General features: G+C 66.4%; 16 protein-coding genes. 6 read left to right on the forward strand and 10 right to left on the reverse strand.

Going from position 1 to position 18,634, the window contains the following annotated elements; translation table 11 throughout:
- Nucleotides 1-4: 4 nt before the first annotated feature.
- A complete protein-coding gene (locus tag ABD050_RS01030; protein WP_343887253.1) occupies nucleotides 5-415 on the reverse strand; it encodes an SRPBCC family protein in 411 nt (136 codons plus the stop codon).
- Entirely contained in the window at nucleotides 412-735 is a 324-nt protein-coding gene (locus ABD050_RS01035) for an ArsR/SmtB family transcription factor (RefSeq protein ID WP_343887254.1), read from the reverse strand. The genes ABD050_RS01030 and ABD050_RS01035 overlap by 4 nt, the downstream gene beginning before the upstream one ends.
- A 143-nt stretch (nucleotides 736-878) precedes the next feature.
- Between ABD050_RS01035 and ABD050_RS01040 the strand changes: the two genes are divergently transcribed.
- Complete coding sequence (locus tag ABD050_RS01040; RefSeq protein WP_343887255.1) at nucleotides 879-1,646, forward strand: SDR family NAD(P)-dependent oxidoreductase; 768 nt, start codon at nucleotides 879-881, stop codon at nucleotides 1,644-1,646.
- Between the two features lie 45 nt (nucleotides 1,647-1,691).
- Here the strand turns inward: ABD050_RS01040 and ABD050_RS01045 are convergent, their stop codons facing one another.
- On the reverse strand, nucleotides 1,692-2,708 hold the full coding sequence (locus ABD050_RS01045) for an alcohol dehydrogenase (RefSeq protein ID WP_343887256.1): 1,017 nt from the start codon (nucleotides 2,706-2,708) through the stop codon (nucleotides 1,692-1,694).
- 454 nt (nucleotides 2,709-3,162) lie between these two features.
- Here ABD050_RS01045 and ABD050_RS01050 point away from each other — a divergent pair, with 454 nt between their 5' ends.
- Nucleotides 3,163-3,513: a c-type cytochrome gene (locus ABD050_RS01050; protein WP_343887257.1), complete on the forward strand. Its 351-nt coding sequence runs from the start codon at nucleotides 3,163-3,165 to the stop codon at nucleotides 3,511-3,513.
- Between the two features lie 246 nt (nucleotides 3,514-3,759).
- Nucleotides 3,760-7,116 carry a DUF3857 domain-containing protein gene (locus ABD050_RS01055; RefSeq protein WP_343887258.1) on the forward strand — a complete coding sequence of 1,119 codons (3,357 nt, stop codon included), beginning with the start codon at nucleotides 3,760-3,762 and terminating at the stop codon, nucleotides 7,114-7,116.
- Nucleotides 7,117-7,120: 4 nt separating this feature from the next.
- On the opposite strand, the gene ABD050_RS01060 is transcribed toward ABD050_RS01055, so the two are convergent.
- The 6 genes from ABD050_RS01060 to ABD050_RS01085 all read right to left on the reverse strand — a co-directional run bounded on the left by ABD050_RS01060 (nucleotide 7,121) and on the right by ABD050_RS01085 (nucleotide 15,459).
- Nucleotides 7,121-8,329, reverse strand: a complete 1,209-nt coding sequence (locus ABD050_RS01060) for a histidine-type phosphatase (RefSeq protein ID WP_343887260.1) — start codon at nucleotides 8,327-8,329, stop codon at nucleotides 7,121-7,123.
- Nucleotides 8,330-8,342: 13 nt separating this feature from the next.
- Entirely contained in the window at nucleotides 8,343-11,126 is a 2,784-nt protein-coding gene (locus tag ABD050_RS01065; protein WP_343887261.1) for a TonB-dependent receptor, read from the reverse strand.
- A gap of 126 nt (nucleotides 11,127-11,252) precedes the next feature.
- On the reverse strand, nucleotides 11,253-12,662 hold the full coding sequence (locus ABD050_RS01070; protein ID WP_343887262.1) for a sulfotransferase: 1,410 nt from the start codon (nucleotides 12,660-12,662) through the stop codon (nucleotides 11,253-11,255).
- The gene (locus ABD050_RS01075; RefSeq protein ID WP_343887263.1) at nucleotides 12,663-12,902 is read right to left on the reverse strand and encodes a hypothetical protein; all 240 of its coding nucleotides are present in this window, start codon (nucleotides 12,900-12,902) and stop codon (nucleotides 12,663-12,665) included.
- A 624-nt stretch (nucleotides 12,903-13,526) separates the two neighbouring features.
- Nucleotides 13,527-14,303 (reverse strand): LytR/AlgR family response regulator transcription factor, encoded by a 777-nt coding sequence (locus ABD050_RS01080; protein WP_343887264.1) that lies wholly within the window; start codon nucleotides 14,301-14,303, stop codon nucleotides 13,527-13,529.
- A 10-nt stretch (nucleotides 14,304-14,313) separates the two neighbouring features.
- Complete coding sequence (locus tag ABD050_RS01085) at nucleotides 14,314-15,459, reverse strand: sensor histidine kinase (protein ID WP_343887266.1); 1,146 nt, start codon at nucleotides 15,457-15,459, stop codon at nucleotides 14,314-14,316.
- Between the two features lie 199 nt (nucleotides 15,460-15,658).
- On the opposite strand from ABD050_RS01085, the gene ABD050_RS01090 reads away from it, so the two are divergent.
- The gene (locus ABD050_RS01090) at nucleotides 15,659-16,291 is read left to right on the forward strand and encodes a PilZ domain-containing protein (RefSeq protein ID WP_343887267.1); all 633 of its coding nucleotides are present in this window, start codon (nucleotides 15,659-15,661) and stop codon (nucleotides 16,289-16,291) included.
- A gap of 51 nt (nucleotides 16,292-16,342) precedes the next feature.
- Here the strand turns inward: ABD050_RS01090 and ABD050_RS01095 are convergent, their stop codons facing one another.
- Entirely contained in the window at nucleotides 16,343-17,269 is a 927-nt protein-coding gene (locus ABD050_RS01095; RefSeq protein WP_343887268.1) for a GGDEF domain-containing protein, read from the reverse strand.
- Between the two features lie 171 nt (nucleotides 17,270-17,440).
- Between ABD050_RS01095 and ABD050_RS01100 the strand changes: the two genes are divergently transcribed.
- Both ABD050_RS01100 and ABD050_RS01105 read left to right on the forward strand, forming a co-directional pair.
- Nucleotides 17,441-17,773 carry a hypothetical protein gene (locus ABD050_RS01100; RefSeq protein WP_343887269.1) on the forward strand — a complete coding sequence of 111 codons (333 nt, stop codon included), beginning with the start codon at nucleotides 17,441-17,443 and terminating at the stop codon, nucleotides 17,771-17,773.
- 137 nt (nucleotides 17,774-17,910) lie between these two features.
- Complete coding sequence (locus ABD050_RS01105) at nucleotides 17,911-18,603, forward strand: response regulator transcription factor (RefSeq protein ID WP_343887270.1); 693 nt, start codon at nucleotides 17,911-17,913, stop codon at nucleotides 18,601-18,603.
- Nucleotides 18,604-18,634 lie beyond the last annotated feature (31 nt).

Consider the following 18,634-nt stretch of genomic DNA (forward strand, 5'->3'; position numbering starts at 1 on the left):
GGCTTCAGTCCGCCCGTGCGAGCAGCTCCTCGAGATTGGCGAAGAATTTCTTCCAGCCGAATTTCGCGCCCTGATAGGCCTGTTCCTGATCCTGCCTGAACCCGGCCTGGTCCATGCGCAGCAGGGTGCCCTTGCCCGTTGGGCTGAGCGTCCAGGTGACGGTGCTTTCAAGGCCCATCGCACCCCAGCTATAGGACAGGCTCCGGTTCGGCTCGACTTCGAGAACCTCACACGCGACCGAGCCCCAGTCCCCGCTGAGCGTGAAGCCATGGCCGACCACGGGCGCGAAATCATTCTTCATCAGCCATTCGGCGATGAGATGCGGCTGGGTGAGCGCGCGCCAGATCTTCTCGGGCGGAAAGGCGATCTCCCGTTCGACGGTAACGGTGCGGGTTTCAGTCGCGCTGAGGGTCATTGGTCCATCCTTTTCAGCAGGTCTTCGAGGTCGTCGAACCGGCTTTCCCAGAAGCCGGTCATCTGGCTCGTCCAGTCGATCAACGGGGCGAGCGCACTGCGCTGTGCGGTATAATGGGTCTGTCGGCCCTCATGGCGGTCGAGCACCAGCCCGGCCTGCTTCAGCACGCCGAGATGCTTCGAGACGGCGGGTTGCGAGACGCCGGCGCGGGCCGTCAGCGCGCCGACCGTCTGCTCGCCCTCACGGCACAGCCGCTCGAAAAGGGCGCGCCGGGTCGGGTCGGCGAGCGTTCTGAAGAGAAGGTCCTGGGTCTGTGGCATCGGAACGCATAACTCTATGGCTATGGGTTATCCATAACCATTGAGTTATATGAGAGTCAATCGCGAAAATCGGGAGGTGCAAGCCCGGGATGGCGCGGATATCGGGATGCCGATCGAAACCGACCCCTTTACGAGGCTCAGCCATGACGCTCACCCCGCCACTTCCTTCCTTCAGCCTCGTGGGCAAGAAGGCCCTGATCACCGGCGGCGGACGCGGCATCGGCGCTGCCGCCGCCGCCGTCTTCGCCCAGGCAGGCGCGTCGGTCACGCTGTGCGCGCGCACGGCGAGCGAGGTCGAGGCGCGGGCGGCCGAGATCCGCGATGCCGGCTTCGCGGCCGATGCCTTCACGCTCGACGTCAACGACATCGCCACGATGCGCCGCGAAGTCGAGGCGCGCGGGCCCTTCGATATCTTGCTCAACAATGCCGGCGCGAACCGCATCCGCTTCATCACCGAGGTGACCGAGGAGGATTATGATGCCGTGCTGAACCTCAATCTCAAGGCGGCCCTGTTCGTCGCCCAGGCGGTGGCGAAGGGCTTGCTCGCGGCGAAGAAGCCGGGCTCGATCATCAATGTCTCGTCGCAGATGGGGCTGGTCGGCGGGGGCGGGCGCTCGCTCTACAGCGCCTCGAAATTCGGCCTCGAGGGACTGACCAAATGCATGGCGATCGATCTCGCGCCGCACGGCATCCGCGTGAACACGATCTGCCCGACCTTCATCGACACCGAGCTCACCCGCCCGATCCTGGAGACGCCCGGCACGCGCGACTATGTGCTGAGCCGGATCAAGCTCGGCCGGCTCGGCCGCATGGAGGAACTGACCGGCGCGCTGCTGCTGCTCGCATCCGATGCGTCGACGCTGATGACGGGGAGTTCAGTGGTGGTCGATGGCGGATGGACGGCGGGATGAGGTCAACGTCCCTCTCCCGGCGGGAGAGGGAGCGAGGGCGAAAGGTCAGTCCATCTTGAGCACGACGCGGAAGCGCGCCTTGCCGCTGATCATCCGGTCATAGGCTGCCTGGGCTTCCTCGAACGGGTAGATCTCGTTCATCGAGGCGACGTCATTGAGCTTGCTGAACGCAAGCGCATCCTCCGAATCCGCCGCCACGCCCGAATACCAGCCTTTCACCGCGGCGCGCTTGCCGAGAAGCGCCAGCGTATCGACCGGAAAGGCGCCGACCGCACCGATCACCATCATCGTTCCGTTGGGACCGAGCCCGCCGACGATCGCCTGCATTGCGTCCGCACTGGTGACGGTGGCGATGATCGCCTTTGCGCCGCCCCGCTTCTGGAGCGCCTCGGCGACGTCGCCCTCCTCGCTGTCGATATAGTCGTGCGCCCCGAGCGACCGGGCAAGCGCCTCCTTGTCGCGCCCGCGATTGACCGCGACCGTGCGGAAGCCGAGCCGCCGCGCGAACTGGATGCCGAGATGGCCGAGCCCGCCGACGCCGTGGATGGCGACCAGCTCGCCCGGTCCGGCGCCGCAGTTGCGTAGCGCGTTGAAGGTGGTGATGCCCGCGCAGAGCAGGGGCGCTGACTCGATCTCGTCCAGATCGGCGGGGACATGCGCCGCGGCTGACTGGTCAGCGACCATATGGGTCGCGTAGCCGCCGTCCCGCGTCACGCCGGTCACCGCCGAGATATTGAGGCAGGCGAACTGGTCGCCGCGCCGGCAGCGCGTGCAATAGCCGCACGACCCGCCGAACCAGCCGACCCCGGCGCGGTCCCCGGCGGTCCAGCCCTTCACCTGCTCGCCGACTGCCTCGACGGTGCCGATCACTTCATGGCCGGGCACGCGCGGATAGGCGATGCCGGGCAGATGGCCTGCAACGGTCAGCACGTCGCTGTGGCAGACCCCGCAGGCGTGGATGCGGATCAGCAGTTCGGTCGGGCCGGGGGCGGGAATGTCGCGCTCGACGCGTTCGAACGGGGCGCCGGGGCGCGGGACCTGCATGGCGATCATTTTGGACATGGTGGGTGCCTTTGCTGGGGAGGGCGGGGCGCCAGTTTACTGCATTGGGGGCCTGAGGAGGAGGCCGGTTGAAGGCGGTTTGAGAACGACTTAACGCCGTTCGAACTTCGATAGTCAATCATGCCGGCCAGCCAGCCGCGACAGGCAGCGCGACGCCCGAACAGTCGCTGCCGCACCAAACAACCGTCCCCGCATAACCATCCGCCCAACTTCCCGGTAGGGCTCTGCCGCGCTCAGTAGGATTACGAAGTGACGAGCCTCGGTCCTCATGCTGTCCTGTGAGGCAATGGTGGGGGAGGCGAATGTCGGTCGAGACTGGCGCTCCCGCTCCGGTCGCTGACGGCGCCCCCTCTACACACGGGAGCTCTGTCATGCCCGATCCCGATCAAGACACGCTGGCCCATGCTGCCGGCCTAAACCGGCGAAGTTCAAGCAATGTGATAGGAGGATTGGCATGAAACCGGGTTTCGTCGCAGCGAGTATCGCCCTTGCAGCGGGGGCCGTAGCGCTTTCGGTTCAGGCGAAGAAGGTGGATCGGCCGGGCAATATCAGCGCAGGCCGGGAGCTGGCCCAGGCCGAGTGCTCGGGATGCCATGTCGTCGTGCCGCGAGCGGGGACGCTGCATCTATTCGGCGGGGCGCCGGATTTCGCTGATATCGCCGCGATGCAAAGCACCACCAGAACGTCTCTCCTTGCGTTCCTGCGCTCGCCCCACCCGACAATGCCGAATCTGATCCTGTCCGATCGCAAGGCGAACGACGTGGTCGCCTATATTCTCAGTCTCAAACAGCCTCCAAAAAGCTGATCCCACCCGCGGCGAGCGGGGCCGGTCATCCAAAGCACCCGGTCGGCGCTCAGCCTGAAGGAGACGCAACAGGGGGCTTGCCCGGCCCCCTGAGTCGCCGGCGCCTCACTCTATTGCACGGGAACCGGGATGATCATGGTGAGGCGACTCGGTCGTGATCCGCACCGCCCCCGCAACGATCCGCCCACCCCCGCCAACCCCTTGACCAACCCGGCATATCCCCCGCGCAAGCTCCCGATTGCACCCGTGCGCAAACCGGCTAGCATCACCGCCACGAACAAGGGGCAGATGATGAAGCATTGGGTGATTCTCGGCTGTGCCGGAATGGCGGCGGCGGGCATGTCGGCGAGCGGGGCAGGGGCGGCCGATCCGGTCGCCGGCGCCGCCCGCGTCGAGAAGCTCGCCTTCGGCCCCGCGCCCGCCTGGGTGAAGCCCTCGGTCATTCCGGCGCCCGATCCCAAGCCCGACGAGGTCGCGGTCAAGCTGCTGCTCCAGGACGAGCAATATGATCTCACCCCGGGCCACCAGACCCGCTGGTTCGAGAACGCGCTCCAGATCCAGACGCCGCAGGGGCTCGCCGCCGGCATGGTCTCGCTGTCCTGGAATCCGGATTTCGAGGCGCCGACCATCCACAAGCTGCTGATCCGCCGCGGCGACAAGGTGATCGACGTGCTCGCCTCGGGCCAGACCTTCATCGTCGCGCGTCGCGAAACCAATATGGAGAATGCGACGATCGACGGCGAGTTGACCGCGACGATCCAGCCCGAAGGGCTGCAGGTAGGCGACATCATCGATTTCTCGGCCTCGATCGCCGGCACTGATCCGGCGCTGGGCCGTCATGTCGAGGCGGGCACCGCGGTGTGGAACGGCTTCAACATCGCGCGGGCGCATATGCGCGCTCAATGGCCCGCATCGCTGCCGGTGCAGCTGCGCAGCACGGGCGGCATTGCTGCGCTGAAGCCGGCCAAGGCAGGCGGCATCGCCTCGGTCGAGCTGTCGCTCGACGACGTCAAGGTCATCACCCCGCCCAAGGGGGCGCCGGCGCGCTTCCAATATGGCCGCTCGGTCCAGATCAGCGATTTCTCTTCATGGGCCGGCGTCGCCGATCTGATGGGGCCGCTGTTCGCCAAGGCGTCCACCCTTGCGCCCGCATCCCCGCTCCAGGCCGAGGTCGCGAAGATCAAGGCGATCTCGCCCGATCCGGTCAAGCGCGCCGAGGCTGCGCTGGCGCTGGTGCAGGACCGGGTGCGCTATGTCCTGCTCGCCACCAATGACGGCGGGCTGATCCCGGCCGATGCCGATACCACCTGGTCGCGGCGCTTCGGCGATTGCAAGGGCAAGACGGTGCTGCTGCTGGCGCTTCTCCACGGCGTCGGCATCGATGCGGTGCCGGTGGTGGTCAGCACCGAGATCGGCGACGGGATGGACGCGCGGCTGCCGGCGGTCACGCTGTTCAACCATGTGCTGGTCCGCGCGACGATCGGCGGCCGGGTCTATTGGCTCGACGGCACGCGCCTGGGCGACAAGGCGCTCGACGCGCTGGTCGTGCCGAATTTCCACTGGGGGCTGCCGCTGGTGCCCGGCACCAGCAAGCTGGTCGCGATGGTGCCGCCGCCCTTCGCCAAGCCCCAGGCCGAGATCTCGCTCCGCATCGACGCGACCGCAGGCATCACCGTGCCCGCGCCGGCCCATGCCGAGCGGCTGCTGCGCGACGACGACGCGATCGTCACCAATCTCGGCATTGCGAACATGACGCCCGTTGATCGCGACAAGGCGCTGCGCGCCTTCTGGAAGGCAAAATATGATTTCATCGAGCCGAAGAGCACCAGCTATTCCTTCGATCCCGCCGCCCGCACCCTGAAACTGGTGATGGACGGCACCGCGAAGATGGAATGGAATGACGGCTATTACGAAACCGATGGCGTGTGGGTCGGCTATCGCGCCGATTTCAGCCGCGATCCCGGACAGGACCAGACCGCGCCCTTCGCGGTCAATTATCCCGATCACACCCGCACCCGCGAGACGATCCTGCTGCCCCCGGGCGGCGGCACTTTCACTGTCTATCACGGCGAGGATGTCGACACCGCCGTGGCGGGCATCGCCTATAAGCGCCATGCCGAGATCAAGGGCAATGTGTTCACGGTCGAGGAGGAGGAACACAGCCTCGCGCCCGAATTCCCCGCGTCCGAAGCGCCCGCTGCGCAGGAGAAGCTGCGCGACCTGTTCAAGCAGACCCTCTATGTCCGCAAGCCGGCCAATTACATCCTGACCGCAGCCGAGGTCGATGCGGCCATGAAGGAGACGCCGGCCACCGCCGACGCCTTTGTCGAGCGCGGCAACATGCTGCTCGACCGCGGCCGGATGGACGAGGCGATCGCCGATTTCGGCAAGGCGCTCGGGCTCGATCCGAAGTCTGCCCTCGCTTTGGCCGATCGCGGCATCGCGCATGCGTGGAAAGGGGAGACCGCCCTTGCCAATGCGGATCTGAGCGCAGCCGCCGTGATCGATCCGCGCAACGCCGTCGTGTTTCGCGCGCGCGGCATGCTGGCCATGCAGGGCGGCAAGCCGGCCGAGGCGGTCGCTGCCTATACGACGTCGCTCGAGATCGATCCCGGCAACGGCTTCGCCATCGAACAGCGCGCTCAGGCGCACCGCGCGGCGGGCGAGATCGATCTGGCGATCGTCGATGCGAATGCCGCGATCAAGCGCAATCCGCGCTCGACGGACATGTATCTGCTGCTCGCCAATATCGCCCGCAATCGGGGCGACCAGGCCGGCGCGCTGCGCCAGGCGGACGCGGTGGTCGCCGCCAATCCCGATCTTGCCTATGCCCATGTCGTCGCCGCGCGGATCCGCGCCTCCAGCGGGCTGCGCGATGCCGCGATGCACGATTTCGATCGGGCGCTCGCGCTCGAGCCCCAGGGCTATATCTATATCAATCGCAGCAATGTGCGTCCGAGAACCGATTATGCCGGCCGCCTCGCTGATCTCGAAGCTGCCCTGAAGCTCGATCCGGGGGATTTCGAGGCGCTGGTGCTCAAGGCGCAGGTCCAGCAGGACCAGCATGATTATGCCGGCGCGATCGCGACGCTGACGGCCGCGCAGGCACTGCACGCCGACCAACCCCATCTCCTCGTGCTGCGCGGCGCTGCGCAGGTGAAGGCGGGCAATGTCGCGCTGGGCGAGAGGGATTTCGCCGCTGCCCATGCCCTTTCAAGGACAGCGTCGGCTCTCAACGATCTGTGCTGGACCAAATCGACCGCCGGGGTCGCGCTTGCCTCGGCGCTGGCTGATTGCGACGCGGCGCTGGCGCTGAGCCCCGATGCGTCGGCGATCCTCGACAGCCGCGGCTTCGCGCTGCTCCGCCTCGGCCGGCTCGACGATGCGATCACCAGCTATGATCGCGCGCTGGCGGGGCGCCCGACCGGGGCGGAATCGCTTTATGGCCGTGCGGTCGCTGAGGCCCGGAAAGGCGATTTCGCCAAGGCCGAGACCGATATGCGCGCCGCGCTGAAGGTGAACCCCGATGTCGGTACTGAATTCGAAGGCTATGGCGTCACCATGCCGGAGGTGAAGACGGGGACGAAGCCGAAGGCGTCCTGACCCGTCAGCGCGCCAGCCGCTGTTCGACCAGCGCCGTGAACCGCGCCAGCGGGCAACCCCGGCCAGGCACGGCGCGGCACCCCGGGATCGGCAGCATCGTCACCGCGCTGGCCGGCACCGGCGCAAGCGCCCTGATCCCGTCGAGAGACTGCGACCTGAAGATCGCCCGGACGAAGCGCTTCCCCGCGCCGTCGCCGACCAGCTCGAAGCCGATCGCCCCGCCCGGCGACGGATCGTCAGCGGCGAAGCCGGGGGCATGCCAATGGAGGTCGAGCAATCCCGCCAGCGCCGCGACATTGGTGTCGTGGCCGACGAGCAGGGTCAGCCGGGCGGCATGCGGATCGGTCAGCGCGGCCACCATGCGCCTGGCGATCAGCGCGCTGTTGCTCGCCGCCACATAGGCTGGCCGCGCCAGCACCCGATATTCGACCGCATGGAGCGTGCTCGCCGCGGCAATGTCGGCCCTGCTCGCGCGGCCCCAGCCGATCTCGGCCATCGGCTTGCCCTCGGCATATTCGAGCAGCAGGATCTGCCCGGCGGTCGAGCCGAGATCGAGCGCGCCCTTGAACTTGGGCTTCTGCCCCGCGTCAGCCGGCACGAGCCGGCTCGGCTTGCCCGAGACGCCGCACCCGGCGACCGGCTTCGGCCCGCACAGGATGCGATCGAGCATGGCGAGCACGCCGCGCTGCGCCGACTCTACCGCGGCCAGCCCGCCGGGCGCGAGATCGGCGGCTACCGCGTCATTGGCGCGGGCCGGGTCGAACGGCACTGCGCCGGTGTCGATCGGCGAGAAGAGCGGGTCGGGGTCGTCCTGGGCATGATGGTCACTGATGATGCCGCAGCCCGGGGCGAAGCCGGCCAGCCACGCATCCGCGGTGGCGATCGTGCGCTGGTCGCTGTCGGCATGGACCGAGACCGATCCGGCCGGCGGGCAGGCGTGCCCGAACAGCCGCGCCGCCAGCACTGAGCGGTCGAACCCGCCGAGCAGGGTCACTGCCTGCGCGCCGTGCGGGGTCAGATAGCCCGGCTTGACCGGCCAGGCCGGCCAGGCGTCGACGGCGATCCCCACCGGCATCGGCTGCGCCTTGGTCGGCGGGCGGACACCGTGGCGCATCAGCAGCACGATGCGCTCGACGGCAACGCCGGGCTTCGCCTCGGCGCTGCTACCGGCGGCCAGTGCGAGCGTTGCCGCCGCCAGGATCAGCTTCCTCATCATCTCGTCCCCGTCAGAAATGAACCTGCACGCCGCCCCGTAGCAGGAAGCTGTAGCGCTCGCGCTCGACGAGCTGGCCGGGGTTGCCGATATAGCGGCGCCACGGTGCGTCGGTCAGGTTGGTGCCGTCAGCGAAGATCGTGACCTGCTTGAGGAGCTGGTAGCTGGCATGAACGTCGATCTGGCCATTGGCATCGGTATATTGGTCCAGGGCAGCGCTCTTGCCCAGCGCATCGAGATAGGCCGAGCGGTAGGAGAAGGCCACGCGCGCGGCGAAGCCATATTTCTCGTAGAAGATCTGCACATTGCCGATGTCGTGCGACTGGTCGAAGAGCGGGATGTCGCCCGCGCGCAAGCCCGGGGCGCTCGCATGGCCGCTGACATGGGTGTAATTGGCTGAAATGCCGAGCCCGTCGAACGGTGAAGGCAGGAAGGTGAACTGTACCTGGCCGTTTACCTCAACTCCCTGCACCGTTTCGTCGTCGGCGTTGAGCGGTTGCGACACGTCGGCGCTGGCATAGGCCACCCCGGCATAAGTGCCGTTCAGCATCCGGGCGGTCTGGGTGTAGATCGGGTTGTCGATATGCTTGTAGAACAGGCCGATCGACAGCACGCCCTGGCTCGGCAGATAATATTCGAGCGAGGCGTCGAGGTTGAGCGCCTTGTACGGCTTGAGCGACGGATTGCCGAGCGCCACCGATGCCGGCGACCCGTCGACCACGATGACGTAGGGGGCAAGGTCGGCATAATTGGGCCGGCCGATGGAGGTGGTCACCGCGCCGCGCAGCAGGAAGTTCCGGTCAATCTCATACTTGGCATTGAGGCCGGGAAACCAGTCGGTATACTGCTTGCTGCCGAAGCTGTCATACCCGTCATTGACGGTCGAGCCCGTCTTGACGAGCTTCGCGCTGTTCCTGTCCTCGGTATGCTCGACGCGGATGCCGGGCACCAGGGTCAGCCCGCCGAACTTCAGCGTCGCCATCGCATAGCCGGCGCTGATCGATTCATGCACGTCATAGTCGGAGGAGAGCGTGTCGGAGACGGTGCTCCCCGTATCGATCGCGATCACGCCGGGATGGGCATCGGCATAGGCGCGCGCCGCATTATAATCGATCCGCTCGCCGAACCCGAACATCCCGTCGTAGAAACCGGTGTCGCCGGTACGGGAAACCGTGTTGAGGCCCCAGGCAACGCTGCCCTGTTTGTAATTCAGCTTGTCCTGGTTGTTGAACTTGTGCCGATCGAGATATTTCGCGCCGACCTTGATCGAGGAATCGTCGCCAAGGCCGATCGGCAGGGTGTAATCGACCCGGCCCTGCCACAATTCCTCGAAAGCCTGACGCGTCTCGAGATTATATTTGGTCAGCCCGAACCGGCTGCCGTCCGAGAACGCGCCGGCCGTGTCGGTGAAGCTGTAGACCGGTTCGGTGGAGAGATCGTAGGAGACGGCGACCGGCGCCTTGCTCGAGATGCCGCGCGCGGTGGAGAAAGTATATTCGCTGCGGATCGGGTCGGTCTTCACCGCCTTGGTCCAGCCGCCCGAGGCTTCCAGCGTGCCGCCGCCGAGATTGAACGCGCCGCCGAGCGTGATCGACTTGGTGTTGTCGTCTTCCTCGCGTCGCCGCACCAGCACGGTGCCGACTGCGTTGAAGGTGCCGGTGGTCGCGCCGGTCGTGGTGATATTGGTTTCGCTGCCCAGCCGGTTCTGGTCGCGGGTCTCGTGATCGGTGAATTTCGAATAGCTGCTGCGCAGATAGATTTTCACGTCGTCATTCGGGCGCCAGTCGAAATTGCCGACCACGCCGAGCCGGGTACGGACCAGATTATAGTCGCGCAGGCCGTTCTGGTCGGGAACCAGGCTGCCATTGGGCTGCGCGACATAATTGGTCGAGCCCTGGAAATTTTCGGATTCGATCGGCCGGCTCGAATAATTGACCGAGACGACCGCCCCGAACTGCCCGAAAATCCCGCCGACCTGGCCGTCGAGCTCATAGGGCGTCTTGCCGTTGAGCTTGTAATAGCCGGCGGCACCCCGGCCATCGAGAAAGAAGCTCTTGTTGCGGTCGAACGCGGAGACGGTGCGGATATCGACCGCGCCGCCGACTGCGTTGGCGTCCTGCGAGGCGACGAGCGACTTCGTCACCACCACGGCCGCGATCAGCGACGAGGGAATGTCGTCGAGCTTGACGACACGGCCGCCGGGCTCGGGCGCGGGCAGCGTCTGGTTGTTGAGCGTGACGTTGATCAGGTTCGGGTCGATGCCGCGAATGATGACATAGCGGCCCTCGCCCTGATCGTTGGCGACGGAGAGGCCGGGGAGGCGGCGCACCGCCTCCGCGACATTCTGGTCGGGCAGCTTGCCGACATCGTTCGCGTAGAGCGCCTCGACGACATTGTCGGCCGATTTCTTGGTCTGGAGTGCCCGGCGCTCGGCCAGGCGGTTGCCGGTGACGACGATATCCGCCGCCGCGACCGCGCTGGTCAGCCCGATATCCATGGCCGCGGGATCGGCGCTCGCCTCGAGATCGATCGCCTTGGTATCGTATCCGACATAGTCGATCGTGACATGCTGGGTGCCGGCGGGCATGCCGTCGATCGAGAAGCTGCCATCAGCGGCGGCGGTCGCGGTCGCGCCGGTCGCGCTGATGCGGATCGTCGCGCCGGGCAGGGCGGTGCGCTTGGCGTCGTCGACGATTCGTCCGCGGATCGTCTCCGCCCATGCCATTTGTGCCGCGAAGCCGCCGAACGCCAATACGAAAAGCGCGCATCCCGCGCGCAACGAAGCAATGCTGGTCATGATTTCCCCCGGCTATCCCTGGGGGGCGGGTAGCTTCAGCGCGCGACGGTTCGATGACGGTCAGGTTACAGATTGATTTTTGCCAATGTTCCCCGTCGGGGAAATCGCCGATGCCGGCGTCGATCGTCAGCCGGCGACGGCCCGGTGAAATCCCGGGGTCGGTTCGGCGCGCTGGACGAGCGTGGCGTGCAGGGCATAGGCTTCGGCGATCAGCGCTGGGCTCGTCTCTTCCACCGCGTGAGGCGCCGGCGGCCTGAACCCGGCCGGCTCATGCGTCCGGTCGAGCCCGAGCCGCTCAGTGAGCAGGGGACCGAGCTTGCCGCCGCCACGACACAGCCGGTCATAATCGACAAAGACCTGCTGCGCGCCGACTGCCTCGGGCTGGAGCGAGAGCGAGCGATAGACGCTGATCCACGCTTTCACCCAGTAATCCAGCGACTCCCGGTCCTCATCGGGCCCGGGCGCGCCGGGAAAGGCGAAGGGCCGCTGATCTCTGCCGAACTCGTGATGGCCGAGCCAGGTCATGAAACTGGCGCGGCGCGGGTCCTCCTCGGCCAGCGCGCAGGCGCGGCGATGCTGGTGGCGTAGCGACGCCGCCTGTTGCAGCGGGTCGCGAAACGGGTGGAGCAGCACCGCATCGGGAAACGCCTCGATCAGCGCGGGCAGCCGCAGCACATTGTTGTTGTTCTTCGACAGATAGCGCCCGCCGCCATGGCGCAGCCGCACCAGCCCGACATAATCGCGGAACGCAGCGATCGTATCGGGCGCGACCGGCTGCGGCGATAGCGCTTGCGGCTGGCGATAGCGCGCGCCCTCGAAATGGCTCCAGAACACCTCTTCGATCGCCTCGGGGCTGTCGAGATCGTGGAAGATGCCGTCGCCGTGTCCACGTTCCTGCGTGGCGACCGAACGCTTCGCGCCGCGCGCGAGGCGCGCCAGGCTGTTGGGCGCCATCGGCAGCGGCAGGTCGCGATAGGAAAGCGAGGCGAAGCCGCCGCTCTCGTGCAGGCTCCGCATCACGATCGTGGTGCCGGCACGCGCCAGTCCGGTGACGAAGATCGGCCCAGGCCCCGCGTCGCGCGGCAGCTTCGTCCGATAGGCGGCGCGCTCGATATCGAACGAGATGTCGCGCACCGGCGCGCTGCCCAATGTCAGCCGGTGGAGGAGGTGCTCGGCGGTGTCGGGGGCGATGCGGAACCGCCGCCGCGCGAGCGAGTAGCCGATCGTCGCGGTGAGGAGCAGCGCTCGCGCCCCCCAGTCAGTCGGTGAATCGCGGGTCACCGCCAGCGCCAGCGCCAGCGGCATGCCGGCCAGCGTGAGCAGCGCGCCGGCATGCAGCGAGCTGCCGAGCAGCTTTACCGCCATCAGCCGCATCGCGCGTTCCTTCGCCCATTCCGAGACGCCGGTGCGCGGGAGCAGCCGGGCCGATCGGCCACCGACCACGGCGAGCTCGCGGAAACGGGCAAGCAGCCGCACCCCTCGAGCCAACTCTATCGTCGCGACGGTCGCCGCGAACAGGAACAGGGTGACCAACACCTATTTGTCCGGATCGCCGCCACGCCGCGGCACGCTCGCGCGGATACGCCTGACCAGCCGCTTGAAGGGATACCAGAGCAACGCGAATATCCCGAGGAAGATTGCGCCGAGCACGCCGAATGCGGTCGAGATCGCGCCGAGCCCGAGGCCCGGCCCGCCATAAGCGAGCGCCGGCCCCGGCGTCAGGGCAAGTATCGCGACCGCGGCAAGGATGGAAGGACGGTAAGCAAACAGGCACATCGAACGCGCTCCGCGACATTGATGGCGACGCCATCCATACAGGAATTGAAATATCGGCTCCAGCGCAACTGGTGCCGTTGCAGCCGGGGGCCGGGTCGATGCGCCGGGGACGACGCTCATCGTCCGGGTGCCAGGTGGAAGCGCGCACGCGCCAACGGACGCGTGAGCGCAGACGGACGAGCACTCGGAGAACAGGCGCATGTCGGAGCATTCGACGATGTACGCAAGGCCCTTTGCGCGCATGGCCGGAACCATAGGGTTCGCCCCTTCAATGTTCCCATATCGGTCGTGCACCTCCTTTTACCGCACCGGACATTTTGCCCGGCGCCCCCTGTGTTCACCCGTGCGACCGATTCTTTTATTTATAGACGCTGATGACAGCGGGAACTGCAGCAACGGGGGCAATGTCGCTGTGTCATTCCCGCTGTCAGCGTAGCGGAGACATTATAACCGCCTCACCTGGGCCCGGGCCTAGGTGAGGTTGAAACGCCCCGCCAACGACATGCGACAATCGTCACCAATGCGCGACGAACGTCCCACGAAAAAGTTCCAACGAGATATGACATTCTAGCCATGTGGCGGAAAAGGCAGCGATAAACAGTCCCTTATTAATCTGTATTAAAGTCATCGCTGCATCCGCCGCAACAGCGTGCGCAGTCCGCCACCGAACTTCCGCCCCACCGGCACCTCGTCGCCATTGCCGAGCGTGGCGACCAGCGCGCCGGTCGATTTGCGCCGCAGCCCGGTAATCGCGCTGCGCCGGCAGATCGCCGAACGGTGGATGCGGATGAAGGTGGCTCCATCGAGCCGTGCCTCGAGCGCCGAGAGTGTCATTCGTACCAGCCCGCCGCCATCGGCGCTGTGCAGCCTGACATAATCGCCCTCGGCCTCGATGAGGTCGACGCTGTCGATGTCGATGCGCACCGCCTCGCGGTGGCGATGGGCCCAGAGGCTGTCGATGGCCGGTGCCGCATTCTCCGCCTCCCGGCCCGCATCCGCGTCCGGCGCAGGGGTACGGTCCCGGCCGGGACGCCCATCGAGCCAGGCGCGCGCACGGCCGAGCGAGGCGCGAAGGCGATCGGGCGCGACTGGCTTGAGCAGATAGTCGGCTGCGTCCACCCCAAAGGCCTTCACGGCATGGGTGTCGAACGCAGTGACGAAGACGATTGCGGGCAGGTCGCCGGCCGAAAGGCGTTCGACCAGCTCGAAGCCGTTGAGCCCCGGCATCGCGATGTCGAGGAACACCACGTCGGGACGGCTTTCGCCGATCAGCCGCAGCGCCTGGCTGCTGCTGGTGGTGCTGCCGATGACGGCGACCTCCTCGATCGCCTCGAGCGAGCGCGAAAGCCGGCCCAGCGCGAGCGGCTCGTCGTCGACCAGGATCGCGCGCAGCGGTTTCACGGCAGCGGCTTCATGCGGCCAGCTCGAGCGGCAGCTCGAGCTCGACGCGGAAGCCGCCGGTTGCGCGCGCCCCTGCCGTGAAGCTCGCCTGGTCGCCGAAATGCGCCTGGAGCCGATCGCGGACATTGTTGAGCCCGAGCCCGGTGCCGCCGCTGCGCCGCCAGCCGGCTCCATCGTCGTCGACGAGGAGCTGGAGACGGTGGCTGCGGCGGGCAGCGCAGATACGCACCACCGTCATCGCCTCGGATTCGCCGACGCCGTGGCGCAGCGCGTTCTCGACCAGCGGCTGGAGGATCAGCGCTGGCACCAGGGCGCCCTCGAGACTTTCGGGGATCTCGAAGATCACGCGCATCCGCTCAGAAAAGCGCGCTTCCTCGATCTCGAGATAGAGGCGTTGCAGCCCCACCTCTTCGCTGAGCGGGATCAGCGCGCTCGGATCAGTGGCGAAGGTCGTGCGCACAAAGGCTGAAAGGTTGAGCAGCATTGACTCGGCATCGTCGTTGCGGCGTTCCATTACCAGCGCCGAAATCGAATTGAGCGTGTTGAACAGGAAATGCGGGTTGATCTGGTAGCGCAGCGCGGCAATCTGCGCCTGCTGCGCCAGTTCCACCAGCGCCGCGGCCCGCTGCTGCTCGTCCTCGACCTCCCAATGATAGGTCATTGCGAGATGCGTGCCGGTCCAGGCGAGGCAATAGCCGAACCAGAGCAGGATCCGCTGGATCATCTCCGCTGTATTAATGGCGGGCATGCCGGGCAGCGGGGCGACGATCCGGTTCATCACCATGCTGAACCCGGTAACGGCAATCGCCATCACCAGGGCGCCGATCGTTCCCCACAGGATCCAGCGCGGGAAGGAACGTGAGCGCAGCCTGGCGTGCAACCTGACCATGGCGAGACACAGCAACGTGCCGAACGCGGCGGTCAGGAGCCGGCGCGGCCCGAGGATCTGGAAGGGGAGTGCCTCGGAGACGGCCGAGTGGATCGATAGCACCGCGAAGGTGAACAGCCAGAAGGCAGCGATCAGGTAGAGCGTCGAGCGCTGCCGCGCCGCGATCACCGTGCGGTACGCACCGCTGAAGCGCGGGACTAGATCGAGCAGCGGCAAGTGCAGCGTTTCGGCCCTGTAGCTGTCCATCTCGTCACCCTTCGACCGCATGGCGCGTGATAGCCGGGCGGCCCCGATGACGCAAAGCACGCTGCAATGGTGCGTCCGGAAGATTCTGTTAAGGGCTTTTCCAGCGTTGTTGACGTCTTTGTAATATTGACGATCCACAAGTATTGCGCAGGAGGGATGGCTATCGGCGGATCGGCGGACGGCCCGGTTCAGCCACGCCCCAGTCGCAGGAGGTTCGAGCATGGCCAGCAATCCCGAGCCCGACCCGCCCGCGCAAGCCGCTGTAGTGCCGGACCGGCGGGAGGAATTCCGTCAGATGACGGTTCGTCTCGTCGCCAAGCTGCGCACCTCGGAGCGCGAGGAGCTTTGCCTGGTCCGCAATCTCTCGTCGCGCGGCCTCACCGCGCATGTCTATTCGGCGATCGAGGTCGACAGCGCGGTCACGTTCGAGTTCGCGTCCGGCGTGACGATTCCTGCACGGGTGGTCTGGCAGCGCGACAGCGTCATGGGCGTACAGTTCGCCGAACGGACGGATCCGGCGCTGATCCTCTCGGTCCGCGAGCGTTTTCCCGATGCGCCGGCGCCGCGCGCGCCGCGTGTTGAGCTGAATATCGGCGCGACCGCCCGGGTGAACATGGTCCATCGCCCGATCACCCTCAACAACATATCGCAGGGTGGTGCCCGGGTCGCCGTCGAAGAGCCGGTCGATGTCAGGGAGAAGCTCACCTTGCTCATTGACGGCCTGCCGCCGCTCACCGGCCAGGTGCGCTGGAGCCGGGGCGGCGTTGCGGGCCTGGCTTTTCTCAGCCCGGTTCCGTTCGACATTCTCGCCCAATGGCTTCCAATGGTTCAGCGACCCCCCGAGTCCGGGTGAAACCCGACTCCCCCCTGACAATCGGGCCCGGAAAATCGGGTGGGGCGACGGCTAATCCGCCAGTTGCCATGTCCCGCGCCCGGCGCGCTTGGCTGCATAGAGTGCCGCATCGGCCTTCGCCTTCAACCCCCGGGGCGTCGCGCAATTCGGATCGGAACAGGCGGCCCCGACGCTTGCCCCGATATGCACGAGATCGCCTCCCACATGGAACACGGCGCCCAGATGGCCGACGACGCGCGCCGCGGTTTCCTGAGCCAGCTCGGCACCGGCGCCGGCCAGGATGATGCTGAATTCGTCGCCGCCCACCCGCGCGACGCAATCGCCGCGACTGACCAACCCGAGCAGCCGCCTGCCGACTTCGGCAAGCACGAGGTCTCCGGCTTCGTGCCCCAGCCGGTCGTTCACTGCCTTGAAATCGTCGAGGTCGACCAGCAACAGGCTGGCCGTCTCGCCCGGAGACACTGCCGCCAGCGCGTCTTCAAAGCCGCGCCGGTTATAGAGGCCGGTCAGATGGTCGGTGATCACCTGCCTGCGCAGCTTGGCATTGGCTTCCTCGAGCGCGATGCCGACCCGCCGGCTCTCGCTCAGATCAATGATCTCGGAGATGAACTGGATGGGCGTGCCGTTATCCTCGCGCACCACCGTGGTGCTGAGGAGGACGTGAACCGTGGCGCCATCACATCGCAGATAGCGTTTTTCGAGCTGATAGCTGTCGCGCGCGCCGTGCATGACCTCGTCGAAGAGATGGAGATCGGCCTGGATATCGTGCGGATGCGTGAAATCGGCGAAATGCATGCCACGCAGTGCCTCGGGCGCGCGACCGAGCATCGCCGCGAGCGATGCATTCGCTTCGACGATATGCCCCGTCACCGCGACGATGGCCTTGCCGATGACCGCGGCGTGAAACGCGGCCTCGAACATTTGTCCGCCCGTTCTGAGCTGTCGCTCGAACGACCCGGCATTCCAGCTTACTGTCATGCCAATTCCGCTGTTGCCCGACGGTCGGGCGAATCCAATCAGGGTAGGACGTCTACCCTGTTCGCGTTAACGAGTGCTGTTGATCGGTAGTGTCTGAGGTTGAATGTCGACGGATCGGCTGTCGCATCCACCGCCCGCTTCTTATATGCTTAGCGCAAAGCACAGGAGGCAGTGGATTTTTCGATCCTGGACCCGAAGGGCAACGTCGTCGCGACAGCCTATAGCGCGCCAGAAGCGAAAACCAAATTCCGCGTTGGCTGTGGCCGATTTGGCAAGCAGACGATTTTTGATCGGGTCGGCTGGCGCGAGGCGGGCAAAACGACGTTCTTCGCCTCGGCCGGGCTGCACCGGCTGGACGGCGATGCGCGGCTGTTCCTGTTTCTCGATCGCCGCCGCGAATGGCTCTACCAGCTCTCGGCGAGCGTGACGTTGCGCCAGTTTCCCCCGTTTATCGGGGGGGGGGGAAGCCTGAGCCCGATCGATAGTGGCCCCATCGGGGAATAGGTAAAAGACCTGAACTGCGCCGATTCCGTGCCGCGCTATCAAACCTTAATGGATGTTAATCACGATATTCCAAAATGTGGCGGCAGGCCTGTCGGTTCAGCGTCACACGCCACCTGTTCCGCGTATCAGGAAGTGCCATGACTTTTGTCTATCTCGTCGACGATGACGCCGCCGTGCGCCGGTCTGTCACGATGCTGCTCCACGGCAAGCGGGATCTCGTGGTCCGGACTTTTCGGACCGGGAGGGCTTTCCTGGAAGCGGCCGACACGCTCGAGCCAGGCATCGTGCTGCTCGAGCTCCAGGTGCCGGATATCGACGGCGCCGAGATCGTCGGCGCGCTTCGCGCGGCGGGTGAGGGCAGGTTCGTCACCGTGCTTCTGACCGGGGTGGAGGCGATTCCCGTGGTGGTTCGCGCGATGAAGGCGGGCGCGGCCGATCTCGTCACCAAGCCTTATGACGACGAGGCGTTGCTCGCTGCGATCGACGCGGCAGGTGCACGCCTCGACGCCGAGCGGGTCGAATTGCTGATGGGCGAGGCGGCGCGCGAGAAGATCGGCCATCTGTCGTGCCGCGAGCGCGATGTGCTGAAGGGCCTTGTCGACGGGCGGGCGAACAAGATGATTGCCGACGACCTGGCGATCAGCCCGCGCACCGTCGAGATCTACCGCGCCAACCTGATGCGGAAACTCGGCGTGCGCAGCCTGGCCGAGGGGATGCGCGTGGTTTTCGCCGCGCGCTGGAATTTCGAGGGAAGCGCGCCGGAGCGTCGCCCCGATGGCTGGCGGCGCGTTGGCCCCAGAAGGGCCGTCGACACCAGCCAGGCGGCATAGCCCCCGGCATCCCGTCCGGGCCAGTCGATCT

Source organism: Sphingomonas oligophenolica, assembly GCF_039522915.1.
GTDB classification, from domain to species: domain Bacteria; phylum Pseudomonadota; class Alphaproteobacteria; order Sphingomonadales; family Sphingomonadaceae; genus Sphingomonas; species Sphingomonas oligophenolica.